Raw genomic sequence first — 17130 nt, 5'->3', positions numbered from 1 at the left:
GTATTTTTTATTTAAAGAAATTAGTTGCAAAAAATTTTCATTTGTTTCAATTAGAACAACTAATCTTTTAGTTTTATTACATTAAGTACAAAAAAAATCCGACAATTTTTGTCGGATTTTATATTTCAAGAAATTTATTTAGAAAAATTCAAAGGATATTTTACGTTGGTATATCCGTCTAAACTTGCTTTGAGAGAGCCTACTAAAAGTTCTGCTCTAATTTCTACGGGAACGTGGTTTTCGTCATTAGTAACCCACATCGTAACACCTTCTTGAGATTTGAAAATTCTCCCACTCATAACGTAAGGTTTTATTTTGAGACAAGAAATATTACCAAATTTGGTCGTTTTATTTTCTGCGGCCACCACTTTTAGCATAAAAGGATAGGATTCGTCATCAATCCAAACATTCATTTTAATATTACTCCCAACTTTAAATTTAGATTTGTCCATGCTTCTAAGGTTGTAAAAAGAAGAAAGCATATCTTGAATTCCTCTCATGGTTTTAAAATTTTTAGAAGTTTGGTCCAGTTTATTGGTTAGGGTAAGTGATTGATTGTCATGGTTAAATTCGGTTTCGTAATGTCTTCTGTAACCACCTTCCGAAACGTTTCTTACATAATAACTTGGCAATCCAGTAGCAATATTGATGTAACTTTCATACACATCATCCACTTTGAAGAAAGCTCTTACCGCACCAGTACTTCTCCCAACGCCTGTTACTCTATAGTGTGGTTTTCCTTTATAAGTAATTTGGTTGGTGGTAAGAGTTGCGGTTCCTGCATTTAAGAAACCATAATGTAATCTATAAGAGAGTTTTTCACCACTTTTAATATTGTCAATTTGTGAAAAAACAGTGATTGAAATTAATAAAAATATAAAATTGGATATTTTTTTCATGATCGATTTTTAAATATTTATTCCTTCGCAAATTCTTTGCCAAAATTTTAAAGCGGCAATTTTACGCATAATCAGTATTGACAAATGTCATAAAAGTTACATAGGCCAAACCACAAAATTTGCTATATTTGCAAAAAATGAAAAGTTTTTATTCGTAATTCAAATTTACAATAAAAAATATATAAATGATAAATACAGATTTATTGATTATCGGAGCCGGACCAACCGGTCTTTTTGCTGTTTTTGAGGCAGGTTTACTTAAAATTAAATGTCACATCATAGATGCATTACCACAACCAGGTGGGCAATTGGCAGAACTTTATCCTAAGAAACCAATTTTTGATATTCCTGGCTATCCATCAGTGTTAGCAGGGGAATTGGTAGATAATTTAATGGAACAAATTAAACAGTTTGAGCCTGGATTTACTTTGGCAGAAACTGCAACTACTCTTAATAAATTAGAAGATGGAACGTTCGAAGTGATTACCAATAAAGGTACAGTTCACCGTGCAAAAGCTGTGGCAATTGCTGGTGGTTTAGGAACTTTCGAACCTAGGAAACCTTTGATTGACAATATTGCAGACTACGAAGAAAAAGGAGTAGAATATTTTGTGAAAAATCCTGAACATTTCAGAGATAAAAATATTGTAATTGCTGGTGGCGGTGATTCTGCACTAGACTGGAGTATTTTCTTGTCTAATGTGGCAAAATCTGTTACGCTTATTCACCGTAGAAATGAGTTTAGAGGTGCTCTTGACTCTGTAGAAAAGGTGCAAGAACTTAAAAATGCAGGTAAAATTAACTTAATTACGCCAGCAGAAGTAATTGGTCTAAAAGGTGATGGTCACATAGAAGCCATTACCGTAGATAAAGAAGGTGAAGTTTACGATTTAGCAACCGATTATTTTATTCCGCTTTTTGGACTAACTCCTAAATTAGGTGATATTGCGAATTGGGGATTAGAAATTGAGAAAAATGCGATTGTGGTAAATAACGCTTTGGATTATCAAACCAATATTGAAGGCGTTTATGCAATTGGCGACGTGAATACTTATCCAGGAAAATTAAAACTAATTTTATGTGGTTTCCACGAAGCAACTTTGATGTGTCAAAGTGTCTACAATAGAATGAATCCTGGCAGAAAATATGTCTTGAAATATACCACTGTAAGTGGAGTAGATGGTTTTGATGGAACCAGAAAAGAAGCTGAAAAAGCAGTAGTAAAGAAGATAGATTAAGAGCCAAGTGAAAAGATTCAAGTAAAAAACTTGAATCTTGAATTTTAAATTTTGAATTAATGGCATTAGACGTAAACATAAAAATTACAGATAGAAACGGAGTTACTCATGAGGTGGCAGCGCCTACAGATATGGCGATGAACTTGATGGAAATCGTGAAACTCTATGAATTAGCAGAAGAAGGAACTATTGGTGTTTGTGGAGGAATGGCAATGTGCGCATCTTGTCAATGTTATGTAAAAAGTGATACTCCGCTTCCTGAAAAATCTGATGAAGAAGAAGCAATGCTTTCTGAAGCATACAATGTAAAAGAAAATTCTAGATTAGGTTGTCAAATTCACATCACCGAAAATTTAGAAGGTCTGGAAGTAGAGTTGGCACCTTATGAATAAGGAAATTGAAAAAATAAAGTAGAGACAAGTTATGACTTGTTCATCAAAAACAAAAAGACGCAACCGAGTTGCGTCTTTCTGTTTTCAAAAATTAAATTATCTTTGAGTTTTAAGAACTTAATTATGAAAAAGTATTTTATTCTCATTATTATTTTTAGTTGTTTTTCAAAATCTTTTTCTCAAAAATTTGAAAAATTAACTCCTGAAAGTTTAGTTAATCAGCAGTTAGTTGCCTATAATGCTAGAGATATAGATGCTTTTTTATCTCCGTATTCCGATGATGTGGAACTTTATGCTTTTCCTGATAAATTAATAGGAAAAGGTAAAGATTTGATGCGAAAACAGTATAGTGAAATGTTTAAAAATGTCACGAATCTACATTGCGAAATAAAAAACAGAACTATTCTAGGGAATACTATAATTGATCATGAAGTAGTAACAGGTTTTGGTTCGCAGAAATTAGAAGCCATCGCAATTTATGAAGTTAAAAATGATAAGATTATCAAAGTTTACTTTATACAATAAAAAAACTCTCAATATTGAGAGTTTTTTTATTTCTAATTCTTCACAGGAATATTTTTCAAGATTTCTTGTAAATATTTCCAGAATTTTTGTGCTGAAGGAATATTTGCTCTTTCGTCTGGAGAATGCGCTCCTCTAATCGTAGGTCCGAAACTTACCATTTCCATTTTAGGATAATTCGCTCCAATAATTCCGCATTCTAAACCAGCATGACAAGCAACAACGTGAGGTTTTGCCCCGAAGTCTTTTTCATAAATTTCTGTCATAATTTTAATGATTTCTGCACCTGGTTTTGGTTTCCAACCTGGATATGAACCCGAAAACTCAACTTGCATTCCTGCCAGTTCAAAAACAGATTTCAGTTGTTCGGCAACAGCCATTTTGGTAGATTCTACCGAAGAACGAGTTAAGTTTAAGATTTTTAAACCACCGTTTTTCAGTTCTACTCTTGCAATATTATTAGATGCTTCTACTAAATCTTCAACGTCTGGAGATATTCTGTAAACACCATTGTGAGAAGATTTTAAAGCTAAAATAATTTTTTTAGAGTCTTCCACAGAAAGTCCGTTCTCTGTATTTTCAACGGCAGCGAAATTGATTTCTAAATCTTTTTCAACCGAAGCAAATTCTTCTAAAATATCAGATTTAAGAGTTTCTAATTTTTGTACATATTCAGAAGCATTGTTTACAGCAACCAAAGCGTGAGCTTCTCTAGGAATAGCGTTTCTCAATCCACCTCCGTCAATAGAAATCAATTGAATTTCGTTTGAAATGCCTGTATAAAGTAATCTTCCCAGAATTACGTTAGAGTTGCCAAAACCTTTATGAATATCCATTCCAGAGTGACCTCCTTGTAAACCTTTGATTTCAATTTTCACAAAATTAGATGAAGTGGAAGTCAGAGTATAGTTGGCAGAAGCAGTTACATCGATACCACCAGCACAACCTATATCTATTTCGTCATCTTCTTCTGTATCTAGATTTAATAAAATTTCGCCTGTTAATTGACAAGGTTTTAAACCAAGCGCACCCGTCATTCCCGTTTCTTCATCTATGGTAAAAAGCGCTTCAATCGCAGGATGAGCAATATCTGTACTTTCTAAAATACTCATAATGGCAGCAACGCCAAGTCCATTGTCTGCGCCTAAAGTGGTTCCTTTTGCTTTTACCCAATCTCCATCTACATACATTTCGATTCCTTGTGTATCAAAATCGAAATCTACATTATTATTTTTCTGACAAACCATGTCCAGGTGAGATTGTAAAACCACGGTTTGACGGTTTTCCATTCCTGCGGTTGCTGGTTTTTTGATGATGACGTTTCCAACTTCGTCTACAGAAGTGGGTAAACCAAGATTTTCGCCAAAATTTTTAATAAAAGCGATAACTCTTTCTTCCTTTTTAGAAGGACGTGGAACGGCATTAAGCGCCGCAAAGTTTTTCCAAATATTTTGAGGTTCTAAATGTGTGATAGACATATAAAATGATTTCTTACAAAGATAATGAATCGTGAAAATGTAAACATAAAAAAACCTGCAAAATGCAGGCTTTTCTTTTATTTTTTAGCAAGTAAATCTACTTGTTCGTAAATTTTTTTCTTGTATTGTTCTAATTCTTCGCCGTATTTTTCTAAAAATAATCGAGCGCTCATTCCATAAACTGCTTTGTTAATGGTGGTAAAGTCTTTTTCGTTTTGCTTCATTAGCGTTTGATAATCTTCTGAAGAAAGTTCTGCTTTCTTTGATTTAATGTATTTTCTGATGTCAAAATAATATTTGCTGATTTCTAAATCTGCTTCATTGTTTTTAAACGAAGCATCATTCATGGTAAAATAGCTTTGATTATTATCGCTGTCTCTTTTTACATTGTTAGAAGAAGAATTTTGTTGCGCAAAAGAAAGTACAGAAACGAACATTGCGGAAAGTAATACTAGCTTTTTCATAATTTTTTTGGATTTTATCAAAGATAATAAATATTTTTTGATTTGATGTTAACCTTTTGCTCTTTCTAATAAAACCATCATCATTAGGCTTAAAACTACCAGAGTTTCATCTTCATCTGCAATATTATTAATTTGGTCTAACTGAAATTTTCTACCGAAAAATGAAGGCATTTTCTTCAAACGGTAAATTTCCTTCCCGTTATTATCATGAACGATATAAGTAGGATTGAAAAAATAACCTGTAAAAATTCCCAAAATTGGAATTTCGGTAAAGAATCCGTCTATAATTTTCACCCAAGCATTTTCTTCCTGAACTTTATATTTTTGGTTGTCAAAAGCATCCATTACAAAATAAGTAGCCTTCCAAATAGAGCGCATTCCTTTTCTGGCGATTTTTCCTAAATTCTTTCCAGTGTGGTCTGTTATCACATAACTTGCGTTAAAATCTATCCATTGATTGGCTCTTATTCTGAAATTTTCCTGCGTTCTGCTTTCGTTATTGTAAACAACTACATCTTCTTTGAGTTTGAATAATTTTTGACGAACATAAGCCAAAGAATTTCCGTTTTTGTCAGAAATATTGAAATCACTCGCCAATGTAGAAATTTTGAATTTTAAAAATAGCGGATACTGAAGATTCTGCATAGAAATATATTTTGGATAAAGATAATTTTAAATTTTCAAATTTTCAGATTTTCAAATTAAAAAGTACATTTGTATAATGAATTTTCCCAGTAAAGTTTTAGAAAAAGCCGTAGAAGAAATTTCTAGTTTGCCCGGAATTGGTAAAAAATCTGCATTGAGACTTGCTTTGCATTTGCTTCGCGTTCCAGAATCTCAAGGAATGGCACTAGGTAAAGCCATTCAGAAATTGGTAACGGACATTAAATATTGTCAGGAATGTCATAATTTTTCAGATGAAGATATTTGCGAAATTTGTAGTAATCATAAGAGAAATCATGAGGTTTTGTGCATTGTAGAAGATGTAAGAGATGTAATGGCGATAGAAAATACCGCAAAATTTAATGGAAAATATTTGGTTTTGGGTGGTAAAATTTCTCCTATGGAAGGAATTGGGCCACATAAATTGAATATTTCTTCGATTGAAAGAAAACTGAATGAAGGAAAGGTAAAAGAATTGATTTTTGCACTTTCTGCAACCATGGAAGGAGATACTACAGCGTATTATTTATACAAAAAATTCAAAGAATTTCCAGTAACTTTTTCTACCATTGCTCGTGGAATTTCCGTGGGTGATGAATTGGAATATGCAGATGAAATCTCTTTGGGAAGAAGTATTGTGAACCGTTTGCCTTACAACGAAAAAATGTAATTTTTATAAAAATTTCACTGCATGATTTCTGTAATTATTCCTCTTTACAACGCCGAAAATACCATTCTAGCTGCACTAGATTCGGTGAAAAATCAAGAAGGGAATTTTGATTTCGAAATTATGGTAATCAATGACGGTTCTACCGATAAAAGTGAAATTTTAGTTAGAAATTTTCAAAAAGATAATCCCGACCTAAAAATTGAGTTAATTAATCAAAAAAATGGTGGTGTTTCTGTTGCAAGAAATACAGGCATGAAAAATTCTAAAGGAAATTATATCGCTTTTTTGGATGCAGATGATGTTTGGTTACCCCAAAAAACAGAAAGGCAGTTAAAATTTTTAATCAATGAAAATGATAAAATAGACTTTATAACTTCTTTAAGAAATGGTGAAAAAATTTGGTTTCCTTATTCTATCAGTAAAAATAATCTTGCCAAAATAACACTTTGTAAACTGCTTCTTAGAATTGAAGGACAAACTTCTACGGCTATTTTCAAAAAGAAAATTATTGAAAATACGGGGTTTTTCGATGAAAATCAAAAATATTCTGAAGATGCTAATTACTGGATGAGAATTTCTAAAAACAATAATATGTATATATTAGCAGAAGATTTGGTTTTTACTGGAGCGGGAAAAAAATCTTATGGTGAATCTGGTCTTTCTGCCAATTTACAGGAAATGGAAAAAGGCATACAAAAAAATATTAAAGAAATGTATGTTACAAAAAGAATTAATTTTATGCAATATTTTTTCTTTCTACTATTTTCAAAGCTGAAATATGTGGTTAGAATTTTTAAAAATAAATTATGATTGATAAATTTTTTTGGGCAATAAGAGCGGTTTTATATAAACCATTTTTCGGGAAGTTTGCTTTACCTTCTTATCTTGGTAAGCCTACTTTTCTTATGGGTACCAAAAGAATTTTTATTGATAAAAAAGTAAGAATTTTCCCTCATATTAGAATGGAAACTCATCAAAATGGGAGTATACACATTCATGAAGATGTTATTATTTCTCAAAATGTTCATATCACTTCTGCAGGAAATTTAGAAATAGGTAAAAAATCTTTAATTCTGGCAAATGTTTTTATTACCAATATTGATCATGATTACCAAGAAATAGATAAACATGTAGTAAAACAAAAATATCTGGTAAAAGATACTATAATTGGCGACAATGCTTATATAGGAATGGGAGCTGCAATTATGGCGGGAACTAAACTCGGGAAACAATGTATAGTAGGTGCAAATTCTGTAGTGAGAGGTGAGTTTCCTGATTATTGTGTAATAGTAGGAGCTCCTGCTAAATTGGTGAAAAAATATAATCCTGATACTAAAATTTGGGAGAAAGTATAATAATATGAAGAAGATTTTAATAACAGGAGGTGCTGGTTTTATTGGGAGTAATCTTTCTTTGGCTTTGGTGAAGAAAGGTTATAAAGTTACGGTATTAGACAATCTTTCTCCGCAAATACATGGCGAAAATCCTGAAATAAATTCCTCGCTTTTTAAAAATATTTCTGGGAAAGTAAATTTTATAAATGGAGACGTTACTAATAGCATTGATTGGAAAAAATCTATTGAAAATCAAGATATTATCATTTATTTAGCCGCAGAAACAGGAACCGGACAATCTATGTATGAAATAGAAAAATATACAGAAGTAAATGTTCTAGGAACTGCTAAAATGCTAGATATTTTAGTCAATGAAAAACATCAGGTAAAAAAAGTAATTATTGCTTCTTCACGAGCAATTTATGGTGAAGGAAAATATTTTAATGAAAATTTGGGCATTGTTTTTCCAAAATCTAGAAAAATGGAAGACATGGAAAAAGGTGATTTCGAAGTAAAAAGTGAAACTGGAGAAATTCTACACCCCATCGCAACAGACGAAAATGCAAAGCTCTCTCCTATTTCTGTGTATGCCATTACCAAACAAGTACAAGAACAAATGGTGATGACAGTTTGTACGACTGTGAACATTAAGCCTGTTTCTTTAAGATTTCAAAATGTTTATGGAGAAGGTCAATCGCTCAAAAATCCTTACACTGGCATTCTTTCTATATTTTCTACACAAATTTTAAACGAAAAAAGCATCAATATTTTTGAAGACGGAACAGAATCTAGAGATTTTATTCATATAGATGATGCAGTAGAAGCCATTATAAAATCTATAGAAACTGATGAAGCTAATGGAGAAATCTTCAATATAGGAACTGGCATTTCTACATCAGTTTTAGAAGTGGCAGAAACTTTGAAAAATTTATATCAAAAAGATGTTGAGATTCATGTTTCTGGTCAGTTTAGATTAGGCGACATTAGACATAATTTTGCAGATATTTCTAAAGCAAAAAAAATATTAAAATTTGAGCCAAAAATATCATTTCAAGATGGAATTAAAAGGTTTTCGGATTGGGTTATTCAACAAAATATTTCAGAAATTAACCTCGAAAAATCCTTCGATGAGATGAAAAGTAAAGGTTTATTAAAATGATTGATTTAAGAAATACCAATATCCTTTTTCTTTCCGTAAGCTTTTTTCAGTACGAAATTGCTATTGTAAAAAGACTTCGGGAATTGGGAGCTTGTGTAGATTTTTATGACGAGAGACCTTCTAATTCTAACCTTTCAAAAGGCATTATTCGGTTTGATAAAAAATGGTATCAGTATCAAATAGATTCTTACTATCAGAAAATAATTTCGGAGATAAAAAATAAAAAATACCATTATTTTTTATTGATAAAAGGAGAAGCAATTCCTAGTTATTTTATTGAAAAAGTAAAAGAGCTTAATCCCGAAATCACTTGCATTTACTATAATTTTGATTCTCTAGAAGAATATCCCAATTTAGTTTCTCATCTTCCTTATTTTGATAAAAATTTTACATTTGATAGAAAAGATGCACAGAAATATAACCTACATTTCAGACCTCTCTTTTATTTAGATGAATATCAAAATAAAAAATCAAATAATGAGAATTTGAAATATGATATTTCTTTCATTGGTAGCGCTCATACTGATAGATATTTGATAGGTGAAAAAGTGAGAAAGTTGGCAGAAAATTTGAAATTTCAAAGCTATTTTTACTATTATGCAATGGGCAAAATTTCCTTTAAACTCAAAAGAATTTTTGATAAAAATTTACAATATTTTGATACTCAAAAAATCAGTTATCAAAAATTAAATCACAAACAAATCATTAAAATTTACCAACAGTCAAAAGCTATTTTAGATATCAATAAGCCTTTCCAAAATGGTCTTACTATTAGAACTTTTGAAGTTTTAGCATTAGGAAAAAAATTGATTACCACCAATACAGACATTGTAAATTATCCTTTTTATAATCCTCAAAATATTTTGGTTATCAATAGAGAAAACATAAAACTTCCCGAAGAATTTTTTAGTTCAAAATTTCAAGAAATAGACAAAGAAACTCTTTCTATGATGTCTTTAGATTCATTTATAGAATGTCTGTTTATTAAAAATCAAGACGAATATTGGCAATAAAAAAGCGATTCAGAATTTCTGAATCGCTTTTTTAATATCGTAAATAATAAATTATTTCGTAGCAGTTGGTTTTTGAACCGGAGCTTGTGGAGCTGATTGAGCAGGAGCTTTAGCTTCTTTTTTCTCTGGAGCATTTACGTCTTTAATTTGTACGCTTGGTTTTGCAGTAAGCACTACGCTTAAGAAAATCAATGAAACAATGATAATCGCTAATACCCAAGTTGCTTTTTCCATAAAATCATTCGTTCTCTGTACGCCGAATTGTGCAGAAGAACCGCCAAACGTAGCAGATAAACCTCCACCTTTTGGGTTTTGTGCCATTACAATAATAACTAATAAAACACAAGCTATGATGATTAACACCATGAAAAGACTAAATATAGTACTCATCTTATATTAAAATTTTTGAGTTGCAAATGTAGTGATTATTTTTATAAAATTTGTAAAATATTATAAATTAATTTGTTGGTAAAGGTGCGCCAACTGGAATATCACATCTGTGACCGGGTTGTCCGTGTACAGGATTCATTCCAGCTGCTACACTTGTAGAAGAGGTATTGTTTTGTGGTACAGCAATAGGAGTAGTTGTACTCGTTTGAATATCAGTGGATTTTACCGTTATAGCTTCTGCTTTTTTAGAATTTAATGGAGCGCCAACTGGGATGTCACATCTATGATTTGGTTGTCCGTGTGGTGGATTCATTCCCGGTGCAGTTTGTTGTGCCTGGTTGACTGAATTGGTGGCAATAGGCACAGAGTTGTTCATCGTGATAGGTGCAGAATTCTGTGCACTTGTAACATTTGATGAATCAGAAGCACTTTTTTGCTCATAAGAAGCCAATTCAGGAGAAAGGGTTTCAGGAGTTTCATTTTTTTTCTGACAAGAAAGTAAACCAAGCGCTATAATGACTAAAGATATTTTTTTCATATTTTTATTTAAATCAAGACGTTAATATTAATTGGATAACTTTTAGTGGTAAATCTAAGTAAAATTTAGATTTATATTTTAGAAATTCTATTGGAAGTAGTGTTGATTGTTTAACTCCGACTTTTATAAAACCTATTTTATCTGCAGTTTTTTTATTTTCGATAAAATTCAATAGTTTTTAGTAGTTTGTTTCCAGTAATATTTAATTCTGTAATTTCAATATCAAAAAATTTGTTTTTTTTAGTTACAATATTCAAATATTCGCTGTATGTTTTTCCAGAACTCAACCTTTCCACATTAATATCCTTAACTTCATCCCAACTAATGAATTTGCTTTCAAGGTTTATTCCTCTTGAGTTAATCAATATTTTTGTTTCAGTGTCAGAAAGTTTTCGAAGATAATATATTAAGTTTAGTGTGCCAATTATAACCAGAAAAATTGAAATTTTAATATTATTTTTTCCAAAGTATGAATAGAATGCAATTCCGAATATTATTATGACAATAATAAAATCAAAACCAATTGAAAATTTTGAAATTCCAATTTTGACTTCTTTATTTTTATTTAAGTTTTCCACTTTGTTTTGGTAAAATTGCAGTAACACTCAAATATACGTAAGTTATTTATATTTACAAGTTATTCTTAAAATCCATATGTCGAGGATTTCTATTCCATGACCATTACTTTAATCAATTCCTCATTCTATTAAAATAATTTCCAACTCCCATCTTCCAAACTCCATCTTCCAACTCCCAACAAATTTTCATAAATTCGCAGCAGAAAAATTTGCAGTAAAATATGGATTATTTGAAAGGATTAAACGAGCCTCAGTATGAAGCAGTTACCACTTTGCACGGACCATTGATGGTTTTGGCAGGAGCAGGTTCTGGTAAAACGAGAGTTCTTACGATGAGAATTGCACATTTAATTACCAACGGAATTGATCCTTTTAATATTTTGGCGCTTACTTTTACCAACAAAGCCGCCAAAGAAATGAAACTGCGTATTGCTAAAGTAGTAGGAGAAGGAAATGCCAAATCTCTTTGGATGGGTACTTTCCACTCGGTTTTTGCTAGAATTCTGAGAAGCGAAGCGCATTATCTCGGTTTTCCTTCTAATTTTACCATTTATGACACGCAAGATTCTTTCAATGTTCTCAAAAAAGTCTTGAAAGACCTTAATATTGACCAAGAATTATACAAACCTAAAAAAGTTCAAGCTAGAATTTCTAGCTATAAGAACAATCTCATCACTGTTCATGCATATAAAAATAATCCAGAATTAATCGAAGCAGACGAACGTTCAAACATGAAATACATTGGCAAAATCTACGAGAAATATGTAGAGCAATGTTTCAGAAATGGAGCGATGGATTTCGATGATTTACTCTTGAGAACCAATGAATTATTGACGAGATTTCCAGAAGTTTTAGCCAAATATCAAGATAGATTCAGATATATTTTAGTAGATGAGTACCAAGATACCAACCATTCTCAATATTTAATTGTAAAAGCACTTTCTTCAAAATTTGAAAATATTTGTGTGGTAGGAGATGATGCGCAATCTATTTATTCTTTCCGTGGTGCGAATATTTACAATATCCTGAACTTCAAGAAAGATTATCCAGATGCCAAAACGGTTTCTTTGGAGCAAAACTACCGTTCTACGCAGAATATCGTGAACGCTGCGAATGTGGTCATTGCCAGAAACAAAGAACAGTTCAAGAAAAATGTATTCAGTGATAATGAAGTGGGCGATAAAATAAAGGTTTTCAGAGCGCTTTCAGATGCAGATGAAGCCAATTTTGTGGCGAATAACATTTGGGAACAGCACAATGCAAACCAAAGAAAATTTACAGATTTTGCCATTTTATATAGAACCAATTCACAAACCAGAGCTTTCGAAGATGCACTGAGACGTAAAAATATTCCGTACAGAGTTTATGGCGGTTTAAGTTTTTACCAAAGAAAAGAAATCAAGGATTTGGTAGCGTATTTAAGACTTTTGGTGAATGAAAATGACAGCGAAGCTTTGCTTAGAGTCATTAATTATCCTACTCGTGGAATTGGAGAAACCACTCAGAATAAATTGATTGTTTTTGCAGATTCACAAAATGTGAGTTTGGCAAACGTTTTAGATAATTTAGGAATTTATGCACCACATTTAGGTTTTAACAATGGCGTGATTTCTAAATTGGCAGATTTTTGGAGCATGATTAAAGCTTTCCAAGTGATGCTGAAAACCGAAAATGTGTATACTGTTGCAATGGAAGTTGCCCAAAGAAGTGGTTTAATCAAGTTTTTGAAAGACGACCAAACTCCTGAAGGAATTTCCAGAGTAGAAAACGTGCAAGAACTCATGAACTCTATGCAAGGTTTCATAGAGGAGCAACAACAGTTAGAAGACGGAGACCCAAGTTTATCTAATTTCCTCGAAAATATTGCGCTTTCTACCGACCAAGACAAGAAATCTGAAAACGAAGACCAGGTTTCTTTGATGACGATTCACTTGTCAAAAGGATTGGAGTTTCCAGTAGTTCATTTGGTAGGTTTAGAAGAAAATTTGTTCCCAAGTTTTATGAGTTCTTCCACGCGTGAAGAATTGGAAGAAGAGCGAAGATTGTTCTACGTGGCTTTAACCAGAGCCGAAAAACAGGTATTCTTTTCTTATGCGGTTTCCAGATTTCAATGGGGTAAAATTACAGATGCAGAACCTTCCAGATTCTTAAGCGAAGTAGACGAAGAATATATAGAATTCTTAAATCCAGTTGTAGAAAGCAGATTTGTGAATAAATCAGGTTTAAGTTCTGATATTTTTGGCGATAATTCTTTTGAGCCGAGAACTTTCAAAAAAATTGAAAAGAAGAAACTTTCTTCTTCTGAACCTGAATCTTTGCCTTTACCTAAAAAATTAAAACCGGTTGCTTCGGCAAAAATCATCAACCCGAGCGGAAATTCTTCTCAAGATATTGAAGTAGGAGACCGAGTTCGTCATGATAGATTTGGAGTAGGAGAAGTAGTTTTTCTTGATGGAACTGACCCAGAAAACATTAAAGCTAAAGTGAAATTTGTAACAGAAGGAGAAAAAAATCTAATCCTGAAATTTGCAAAATTGACGAAACTATAAACGCAAAAACGTGCAAATAAGCGCGTTTTTTATTTTTAATCAAATTCAATTTCTACTATGAAAAAGTTATGGGCATTTTTATTTTTCATCTTTATTTCAATACAATTATTTGCGCAAAATAAAGATTATCAAACCATTACGAATATTCATTATTATAGTGAATCTATCAATAAATCAGATGTTTATATCAATGAACGTTGTGTTTTAGATATTTATATTCCTAAAAATGTGAAGAATTTTTCTACGGTTATTTGGTTTCATGGTGGTGGATTAACTGGCGGAAACAAAGAAATTCCTAAATATTTACAGGAGAAAGGAATTGCAATCATTGGCGTTAATTACAGACTTTCACCTCAGGTAAATGCAGCGAAAGCAATTGAAGATGCTGCGGCGGCAACTGCTTGGGTTTTTAAAAATATTAAAAATTATGGTGGTGATGAAAATTTAATTTTTATCTCAGGACATTCTGCGGGTGGTTATTTGGCGAGCATGGTTGCATTGAACAAAGATTACCTTGCAAAATATAATCTAGATGCGAATCGATTGGCAGGAATTATTCCTTTTAGCGGACATACTATTACGCATTTTACCATCAGAAAAGAAAAAGGTTTTCCAGAATATAAACCGCTAATTGATGAATTTGCGCCGCTGTATTTTGTAAGAGAAGATGCGCCACCTATGTTGTTAATTACTGGCGATAGAGAATTAGAATTATTCGGTAGATACGAAGAAAACGCTTACATGCAAAGAATGATGAAACTAGCTGGTCATCAACAAACTACATTATATGAATTGCAAGGTTTCGACCACAGCGGAATGGCAGAACCTGCATTTCCATTGCTTTTAAAAGAAATAAAAAGAATAGAAAAACTAAAAGAAGTAAAAGTGAAATAAATTTTTATTTCACCAATTCTTCAAATAATCGTTCAAAAGTTTTGTCCAAATCTTTAGATTTTCCAGGATGAGGTCTGGATGTTTGAATCACGGCACTTCTTACTGCAGTGAGCCAACGAAAACGTTCTGGAATATCTAGCAAAGCAATTGGACCGCCTTCTTTTTCGCCTTTGGCAACTTTTTGAAAGTTTTCCAGATTTTTAAAAACTTCTTCATAGTCTAATTTGCTGTGCATCAGTTGGAATTTGTCTTTACAGAGATAAAATTCTACTCTTATGTATTTCTCTTTCTTAGAAAACATCACCAATCCTATGTTGAAAAATTCTTCTCTTTCAACCTTCGGAACAAGTCTTATGACTGCGTATTCGTAAATTTTATCCTCTTGCATTTTTGGCTTCGTTTAAAAAGATTTCTGAATGTTCTAATCTGGTTTTCAAGAAATTAAAATAAATTTCTCGTATTTCTTCTGGTGATTCATCGGCGTCATTCCATTGCAACCAATCTTCAGGAATTAAATTCACAATCGCTTTGAAAACTTCATCATTTAAAACCGATTTTGCAAAAGTATCTGCTTCGTCTAATTTGCTGGCTTGAGGAAGCAAAACGTGGTCTTTTACATATTTAAAATGTGTTTTCGCAGCTGCATCAAAATTTTGCCAAGAGTGATGGAAGTAAAAAGAAGCCCCATTATCAATCACCCAAAGTTCTTTGTGCCACCAAAGCAAATTGGTATTCTTGAAAGTACGGTCAATATTGGTAATAAACGCATCGAGCCAAACAATTTTTGAAGCCAAAAGCGTATCTATTTTCATACTTGGATCGTATGCAATAGCTCCAGAAAGATAATGCAAACCTAAGTTTAAGCCTTCTGAAAATTTCAGTAAATCCTGAATTTCTTCATCGGCTTCGGTTCTCCCGAAATCTACATCCAGATTCGCAAAAACCAATTCTGGAATTTTCAAACCTAGAATTTCAGCGATTTTTCCGCCCAACAATTCAGAAATCAGCATTTTAACACCGTGGCCAGCGCCTCGGAATTTCAAAACGTATTTAAAATCATCATCCGCTTCTGCTAATGCAGGCAAACTTCCACCTTCACGAAGCGGAAGAATGTAACGCATTACCGTAACGTTCCTTAAATTCAAATCTTTCATTGTTTAGTTATTTACTTGAATTTTTTAGCAGAATATTTCCTATATCCTTGACAAATTTAATTAAATATAGTTCAGAATCAGATTTTGATAATGAACTTAATGGTTTATTTGGAGGATTAACAGATTGAAATTTGGATATTTCAGAAATTTCAAAATAACAATGTTCAACAACTATTGGCATTATTTTAACGCCTTTCTTTTCTGCGTTTTCTAAAATAGGTGGAATTTCTTTTTTTGTAATAAAATCTGAAGCTAAAAAATCTGTAGAAATAATAAGTATTGCTATATCAGCTTCATTTATTGCTTCTTTTATTTCTTTTTCCCAATCATCACCAGTTGTTAATCTTTCATCATCCCATAAATCAAAATCTAGATTTAAATGATTTTTTAGAACTCTTAAATGGGTTTGAATTCTATTTAACCAATGATTGTCTTGGTGAGAATAACTAATAAAAATTTTTGGTTCCAAATTTATATTTAATTCAAGTATATTATCATTTACTTCTTTAAGGATTTCTTTATGAGTTTCATTTAATTTTAATTTGCCTAAAGAATTTCCTTTTATTTTTGTTAAATCAAAATACGTTTTGTTTTGTATATTTATATTTTGAGAACTAAAACAGTATAGTGAAGCCAAGTTTGGGAGTGATTTTATTTTATCTGCTGGAAAATTAACAATATCTAGATTGTTTAACCAAAGTTTTTTTAATTCAGTTAGATTACCAATTTTTTCAGAAATACTTTTTATCTCATTTCTACTAATATCCAGTTCTTTTAATTTTTTTAATTCATAAAATTCTGATGGTAATTCTTTAATGAGATTATTTGATAAATATAAATTTGTTAGTAGTTTTAAATTAGATATTTGCCTTGGTAAAATTTTAATTTTATTATTGTTAAAGTTTAATATTTTTAAAAATTTCAAATTAAAAAAATTTGAATATAAACCAGAAATTTTATTGTTTGATAGATCAAGGGTGTTAAGAAGTTTTAAATTCTCAATTTCTTTTGGAATCTCTTTAATCTGATTATTTGATAAATTTAACTTTCTTAAATTTTTTAATTCAAAAATTTCTTTAGGAAATGCTTTTAAATTTTGATTTGATAAATCTAATTTAGTTATGTTTTTATTAGATAAATTTATTATCATTATTTCTTTTAATTTATTAGTTTTGTACTTCCTTTTGGAGGGAAG

General features: G+C 31.5%; 20 protein-coding genes. 10 read left to right on the top strand and 10 right to left on the bottom strand.

All coding sequences use genetic code 11. From position 1 onward, the window contains the following. Positions 1-134: 134 nt before the first annotated feature. Positions 135-899 (bottom strand): DUF3108 domain-containing protein, encoded by a 765-nt coding sequence (locus ACT53I_RS07045; protein ID WP_476079044.1) that lies wholly within the window; start codon positions 897-899, stop codon positions 135-137. A gap of 185 nt (positions 900-1084) precedes the next feature. Here ACT53I_RS07045 and ACT53I_RS07040 point away from each other — a divergent pair, with 185 nt between their 5' ends. The 3 genes from ACT53I_RS07040 (at position 1085) to ACT53I_RS07030 (ending at position 3054) form a co-directional block, all read left to right on the top strand. After that, positions 1085-2137 carry an NAD(P)/FAD-dependent oxidoreductase gene (locus ACT53I_RS07040; RefSeq protein WP_213196458.1) on the top strand — a complete coding sequence of 351 codons (1053 nt, stop codon included), beginning with the start codon at positions 1085-1087 and terminating at the stop codon, positions 2135-2137. 59 nt (positions 2138-2196) lie between these two features. Continuing rightward, on the top strand, positions 2197-2529 hold the full coding sequence (locus ACT53I_RS07035) for a 2Fe-2S iron-sulfur cluster-binding protein (protein ID WP_476079043.1): 333 nt from the start codon (positions 2197-2199) through the stop codon (positions 2527-2529). Between the two features lie 123 nt (positions 2530-2652). Next, positions 2653-3054 (top strand): nuclear transport factor 2 family protein, encoded by a 402-nt coding sequence (locus ACT53I_RS07030; protein WP_371487355.1) that lies wholly within the window; start codon positions 2653-2655, stop codon positions 3052-3054. 32 nt (positions 3055-3086) lie between these two features. Here ACT53I_RS07030 and ACT53I_RS07025 read toward each other — a convergent pair whose 3' ends face one another. The 3 genes from ACT53I_RS07025 to ACT53I_RS07015 all read right to left on the bottom strand — a co-directional run bounded on the left by ACT53I_RS07025 (position 3087) and on the right by ACT53I_RS07015 (position 5638). Then, complete coding sequence (locus tag ACT53I_RS07025; protein WP_476079042.1) at positions 3087-4529, bottom strand: aminoacyl-histidine dipeptidase; 1443 nt, start codon at positions 4527-4529, stop codon at positions 3087-3089. Positions 4530-4606: 77 nt separating this feature from the next. Beyond that, the gene (locus ACT53I_RS07020) at positions 4607-4993 is read right to left on the bottom strand and encodes a hypothetical protein (RefSeq protein WP_476079041.1); all 387 of its coding nucleotides are present in this window, start codon (positions 4991-4993) and stop codon (positions 4607-4609) included. 48 nt (positions 4994-5041) lie between these two features. Continuing rightward, a complete protein-coding gene (locus ACT53I_RS07015) occupies positions 5042-5638 on the bottom strand; it encodes an LURP-one-related family protein (RefSeq protein ID WP_476079040.1) in 597 nt (198 codons plus the stop codon). 76 nt (positions 5639-5714) lie between these two features. Here ACT53I_RS07015 and recR point away from each other — a divergent pair, with 76 nt between their 5' ends. Genes recR through ACT53I_RS06990 form a run of 5 tightly spaced genes read left to right on the top strand, consistent with a single transcriptional unit; the run spans position 5715 to position 9832 of the window. Next, a complete protein-coding gene (recR, locus tag ACT53I_RS07010; RefSeq protein WP_476079039.1) occupies positions 5715-6326 on the top strand; it encodes a recombination mediator RecR in 612 nt (203 codons plus the stop codon). A 21-nt stretch (positions 6327-6347) separates the two neighbouring features. After that, entirely contained in the window at positions 6348-7136 is a 789-nt protein-coding gene (locus ACT53I_RS07005) for a glycosyltransferase family 2 protein (RefSeq protein ID WP_476079038.1), read from the top strand. Beyond that, positions 7133-7681: an acyltransferase gene (locus ACT53I_RS07000; RefSeq protein WP_476079037.1), complete on the top strand. Its 549-nt coding sequence runs from the start codon at positions 7133-7135 to the stop codon at positions 7679-7681. The genes ACT53I_RS07005 and ACT53I_RS07000 overlap by 4 nt, the downstream gene beginning before the upstream one ends. 4 nt (positions 7682-7685) lie before the next feature. Next, positions 7686-8819: an NAD-dependent epimerase/dehydratase family protein gene (locus tag ACT53I_RS06995; RefSeq protein ID WP_476079036.1), complete on the top strand. Its 1134-nt coding sequence runs from the start codon at positions 7686-7688 to the stop codon at positions 8817-8819. After that, entirely contained in the window at positions 8816-9832 is a 1017-nt protein-coding gene (locus ACT53I_RS06990) for a WaaS/CpsH family glycosyltransferase (protein ID WP_476079035.1), read from the top strand. The genes ACT53I_RS06995 and ACT53I_RS06990 overlap by 4 nt, the downstream gene beginning before the upstream one ends. A gap of 51 nt (positions 9833-9883) precedes the next feature. Here the strand turns inward: ACT53I_RS06990 and secG are convergent, their stop codons facing one another. From secG to ACT53I_RS06975, 3 genes are all read right to left on the bottom strand, one after another. Next, positions 9884-10222: a preprotein translocase subunit SecG gene (gene secG / locus ACT53I_RS06985; RefSeq protein ID WP_069799356.1), complete on the bottom strand. Its 339-nt coding sequence runs from the start codon at positions 10220-10222 to the stop codon at positions 9884-9886. 67 nt (positions 10223-10289) lie between these two features. Continuing rightward, a complete protein-coding gene (locus ACT53I_RS06980) occupies positions 10290-10760 on the bottom strand; it encodes a hypothetical protein (RefSeq protein ID WP_476079034.1) in 471 nt (156 codons plus the stop codon). Positions 10761-10912: 152 nt separating this feature from the next. Next, positions 10913-11338 (bottom strand): hypothetical protein, encoded by a 426-nt coding sequence (locus ACT53I_RS06975; RefSeq protein WP_374450681.1) that lies wholly within the window; start codon positions 11336-11338, stop codon positions 10913-10915. A gap of 221 nt (positions 11339-11559) precedes the next feature. On the opposite strand from ACT53I_RS06975, the gene ACT53I_RS06970 reads away from it, so the two are divergent. Beyond that, on the top strand, positions 11560-13887 hold the full coding sequence (locus ACT53I_RS06970; RefSeq protein ID WP_476079033.1) for an ATP-dependent helicase: 2328 nt from the start codon (positions 11560-11562) through the stop codon (positions 13885-13887). Positions 13888-13944: 57 nt separating this feature from the next. Further along, entirely contained in the window at positions 13945-14781 is an 837-nt protein-coding gene (locus tag ACT53I_RS06965) for an alpha/beta hydrolase (RefSeq protein WP_476079032.1), read from the top strand. 4 nt (positions 14782-14785) lie between these two features. Here the strand turns inward: ACT53I_RS06965 and ACT53I_RS06960 are convergent, their stop codons facing one another. The 3 genes from ACT53I_RS06960 to ACT53I_RS06950 are packed head-to-tail and all read right to left on the bottom strand — an operon-like array spanning position 14786 to position 17085. After that, the gene (locus ACT53I_RS06960) at positions 14786-15169 is read right to left on the bottom strand and encodes a DUF3037 domain-containing protein (protein ID WP_069797591.1); all 384 of its coding nucleotides are present in this window, start codon (positions 15167-15169) and stop codon (positions 14786-14788) included. Then, a complete protein-coding gene (locus ACT53I_RS06955; protein ID WP_476079031.1) occupies positions 15156-15935 on the bottom strand; it encodes a HipA family kinase in 780 nt (259 codons plus the stop codon). Before ACT53I_RS06955 ends, ACT53I_RS06960 begins: the two co-directional genes overlap by 14 nt. A gap of 7 nt (positions 15936-15942) precedes the next feature. Continuing rightward, a complete protein-coding gene (locus tag ACT53I_RS06950; RefSeq protein WP_476079030.1) occupies positions 15943-17085 on the bottom strand; it encodes a leucine-rich repeat domain-containing protein in 1143 nt (380 codons plus the stop codon). Positions 17086-17130 lie beyond the last annotated feature (45 nt).

The sequence above is a fragment of the Cloacibacterium sp. DMC96 genome (assembly GCF_056313765.1).
The sequence above is the reverse complement of the archived record's forward strand: the minus strand, read 5'-3'. Positions and strand labels throughout refer to the sequence as shown.

Coding starts and splice junctions, on each gene's coding strand:
- ACT53I_RS07025 (WP_476079042.1), bottom strand. CDS start 4,529: ATGTCTATCACACATTTAGAACCTCAAAATATTTGGAAAAACTTTGCG.
- ACT53I_RS07005 (WP_476079038.1), top strand. CDS start 6,348: ATGATTTCTGTAATTATTCCTCTTTACAACGCCGAAAATACCATTCTA.
- ACT53I_RS07000 (WP_476079037.1), top strand. CDS start 7,133: ATGATTGATAAATTTTTTTGGGCAATAAGAGCGGTTTTATATAAACCA.
- ACT53I_RS06980 (WP_476079034.1), bottom strand. CDS start 10,760: ATGAAAAAAATATCTTTAGTCATTATAGCGCTTGGTTTACTTTCTTGT.
- ACT53I_RS06950 (WP_476079030.1), bottom strand. CDS start 17,085: ATGATAATAAATTTATCTAATAAAAACATAACTAAATTAGATTTATCA.
- secG (WP_069799356.1), bottom strand. CDS start 10,222: ATGAGTACTATATTTAGTCTTTTCATGGTGTTAATCATCATAGCTTGT.
- ACT53I_RS07020 (WP_476079041.1), bottom strand. CDS start 4,993: ATGAAAAAGCTAGTATTACTTTCCGCAATGTTCGTTTCTGTACTTTCT.
- ACT53I_RS06960 (WP_069797591.1), bottom strand. CDS start 15,169: ATGCAAGAGGATAAAATTTACGAATACGCAGTCATAAGACTTGTTCCG.
- ACT53I_RS07040 (WP_213196458.1), top strand. CDS start 1,085: ATGATAAATACAGATTTATTGATTATCGGAGCCGGACCAACCGGTCTT.
- ACT53I_RS06970 (WP_476079033.1), top strand. CDS start 11,560: ATGGATTATTTGAAAGGATTAAACGAGCCTCAGTATGAAGCAGTTACC.
- ACT53I_RS06995 (WP_476079036.1), top strand. CDS start 7,686: ATGAAGAAGATTTTAATAACAGGAGGTGCTGGTTTTATTGGGAGTAAT.
- ACT53I_RS06955 (WP_476079031.1), bottom strand. CDS start 15,935: ATGAAAGATTTGAATTTAAGGAACGTTACGGTAATGCGTTACATTCTT.
- ACT53I_RS07015 (WP_476079040.1), bottom strand. CDS start 5,638: ATGCAGAATCTTCAGTATCCGCTATTTTTAAAATTCAAAATTTCTACA.
- ACT53I_RS07035 (WP_476079043.1), top strand. CDS start 2,197: ATGGCATTAGACGTAAACATAAAAATTACAGATAGAAACGGAGTTACT.
- ACT53I_RS07030 (WP_371487355.1), top strand. CDS start 2,653: ATGAAAAAGTATTTTATTCTCATTATTATTTTTAGTTGTTTTTCAAAA.
- ACT53I_RS06990 (WP_476079035.1), top strand. CDS start 8,816: ATGATTGATTTAAGAAATACCAATATCCTTTTTCTTTCCGTAAGCTTT.
- ACT53I_RS06965 (WP_476079032.1), top strand. CDS start 13,945: ATGAAAAAGTTATGGGCATTTTTATTTTTCATCTTTATTTCAATACAA.
- recR (WP_476079039.1), top strand. CDS start 5,715: ATGAATTTTCCCAGTAAAGTTTTAGAAAAAGCCGTAGAAGAAATTTCT.
- ACT53I_RS07045 (WP_476079044.1), bottom strand. CDS start 899: ATGAAAAAAATATCCAATTTTATATTTTTATTAATTTCAATCACTGTT.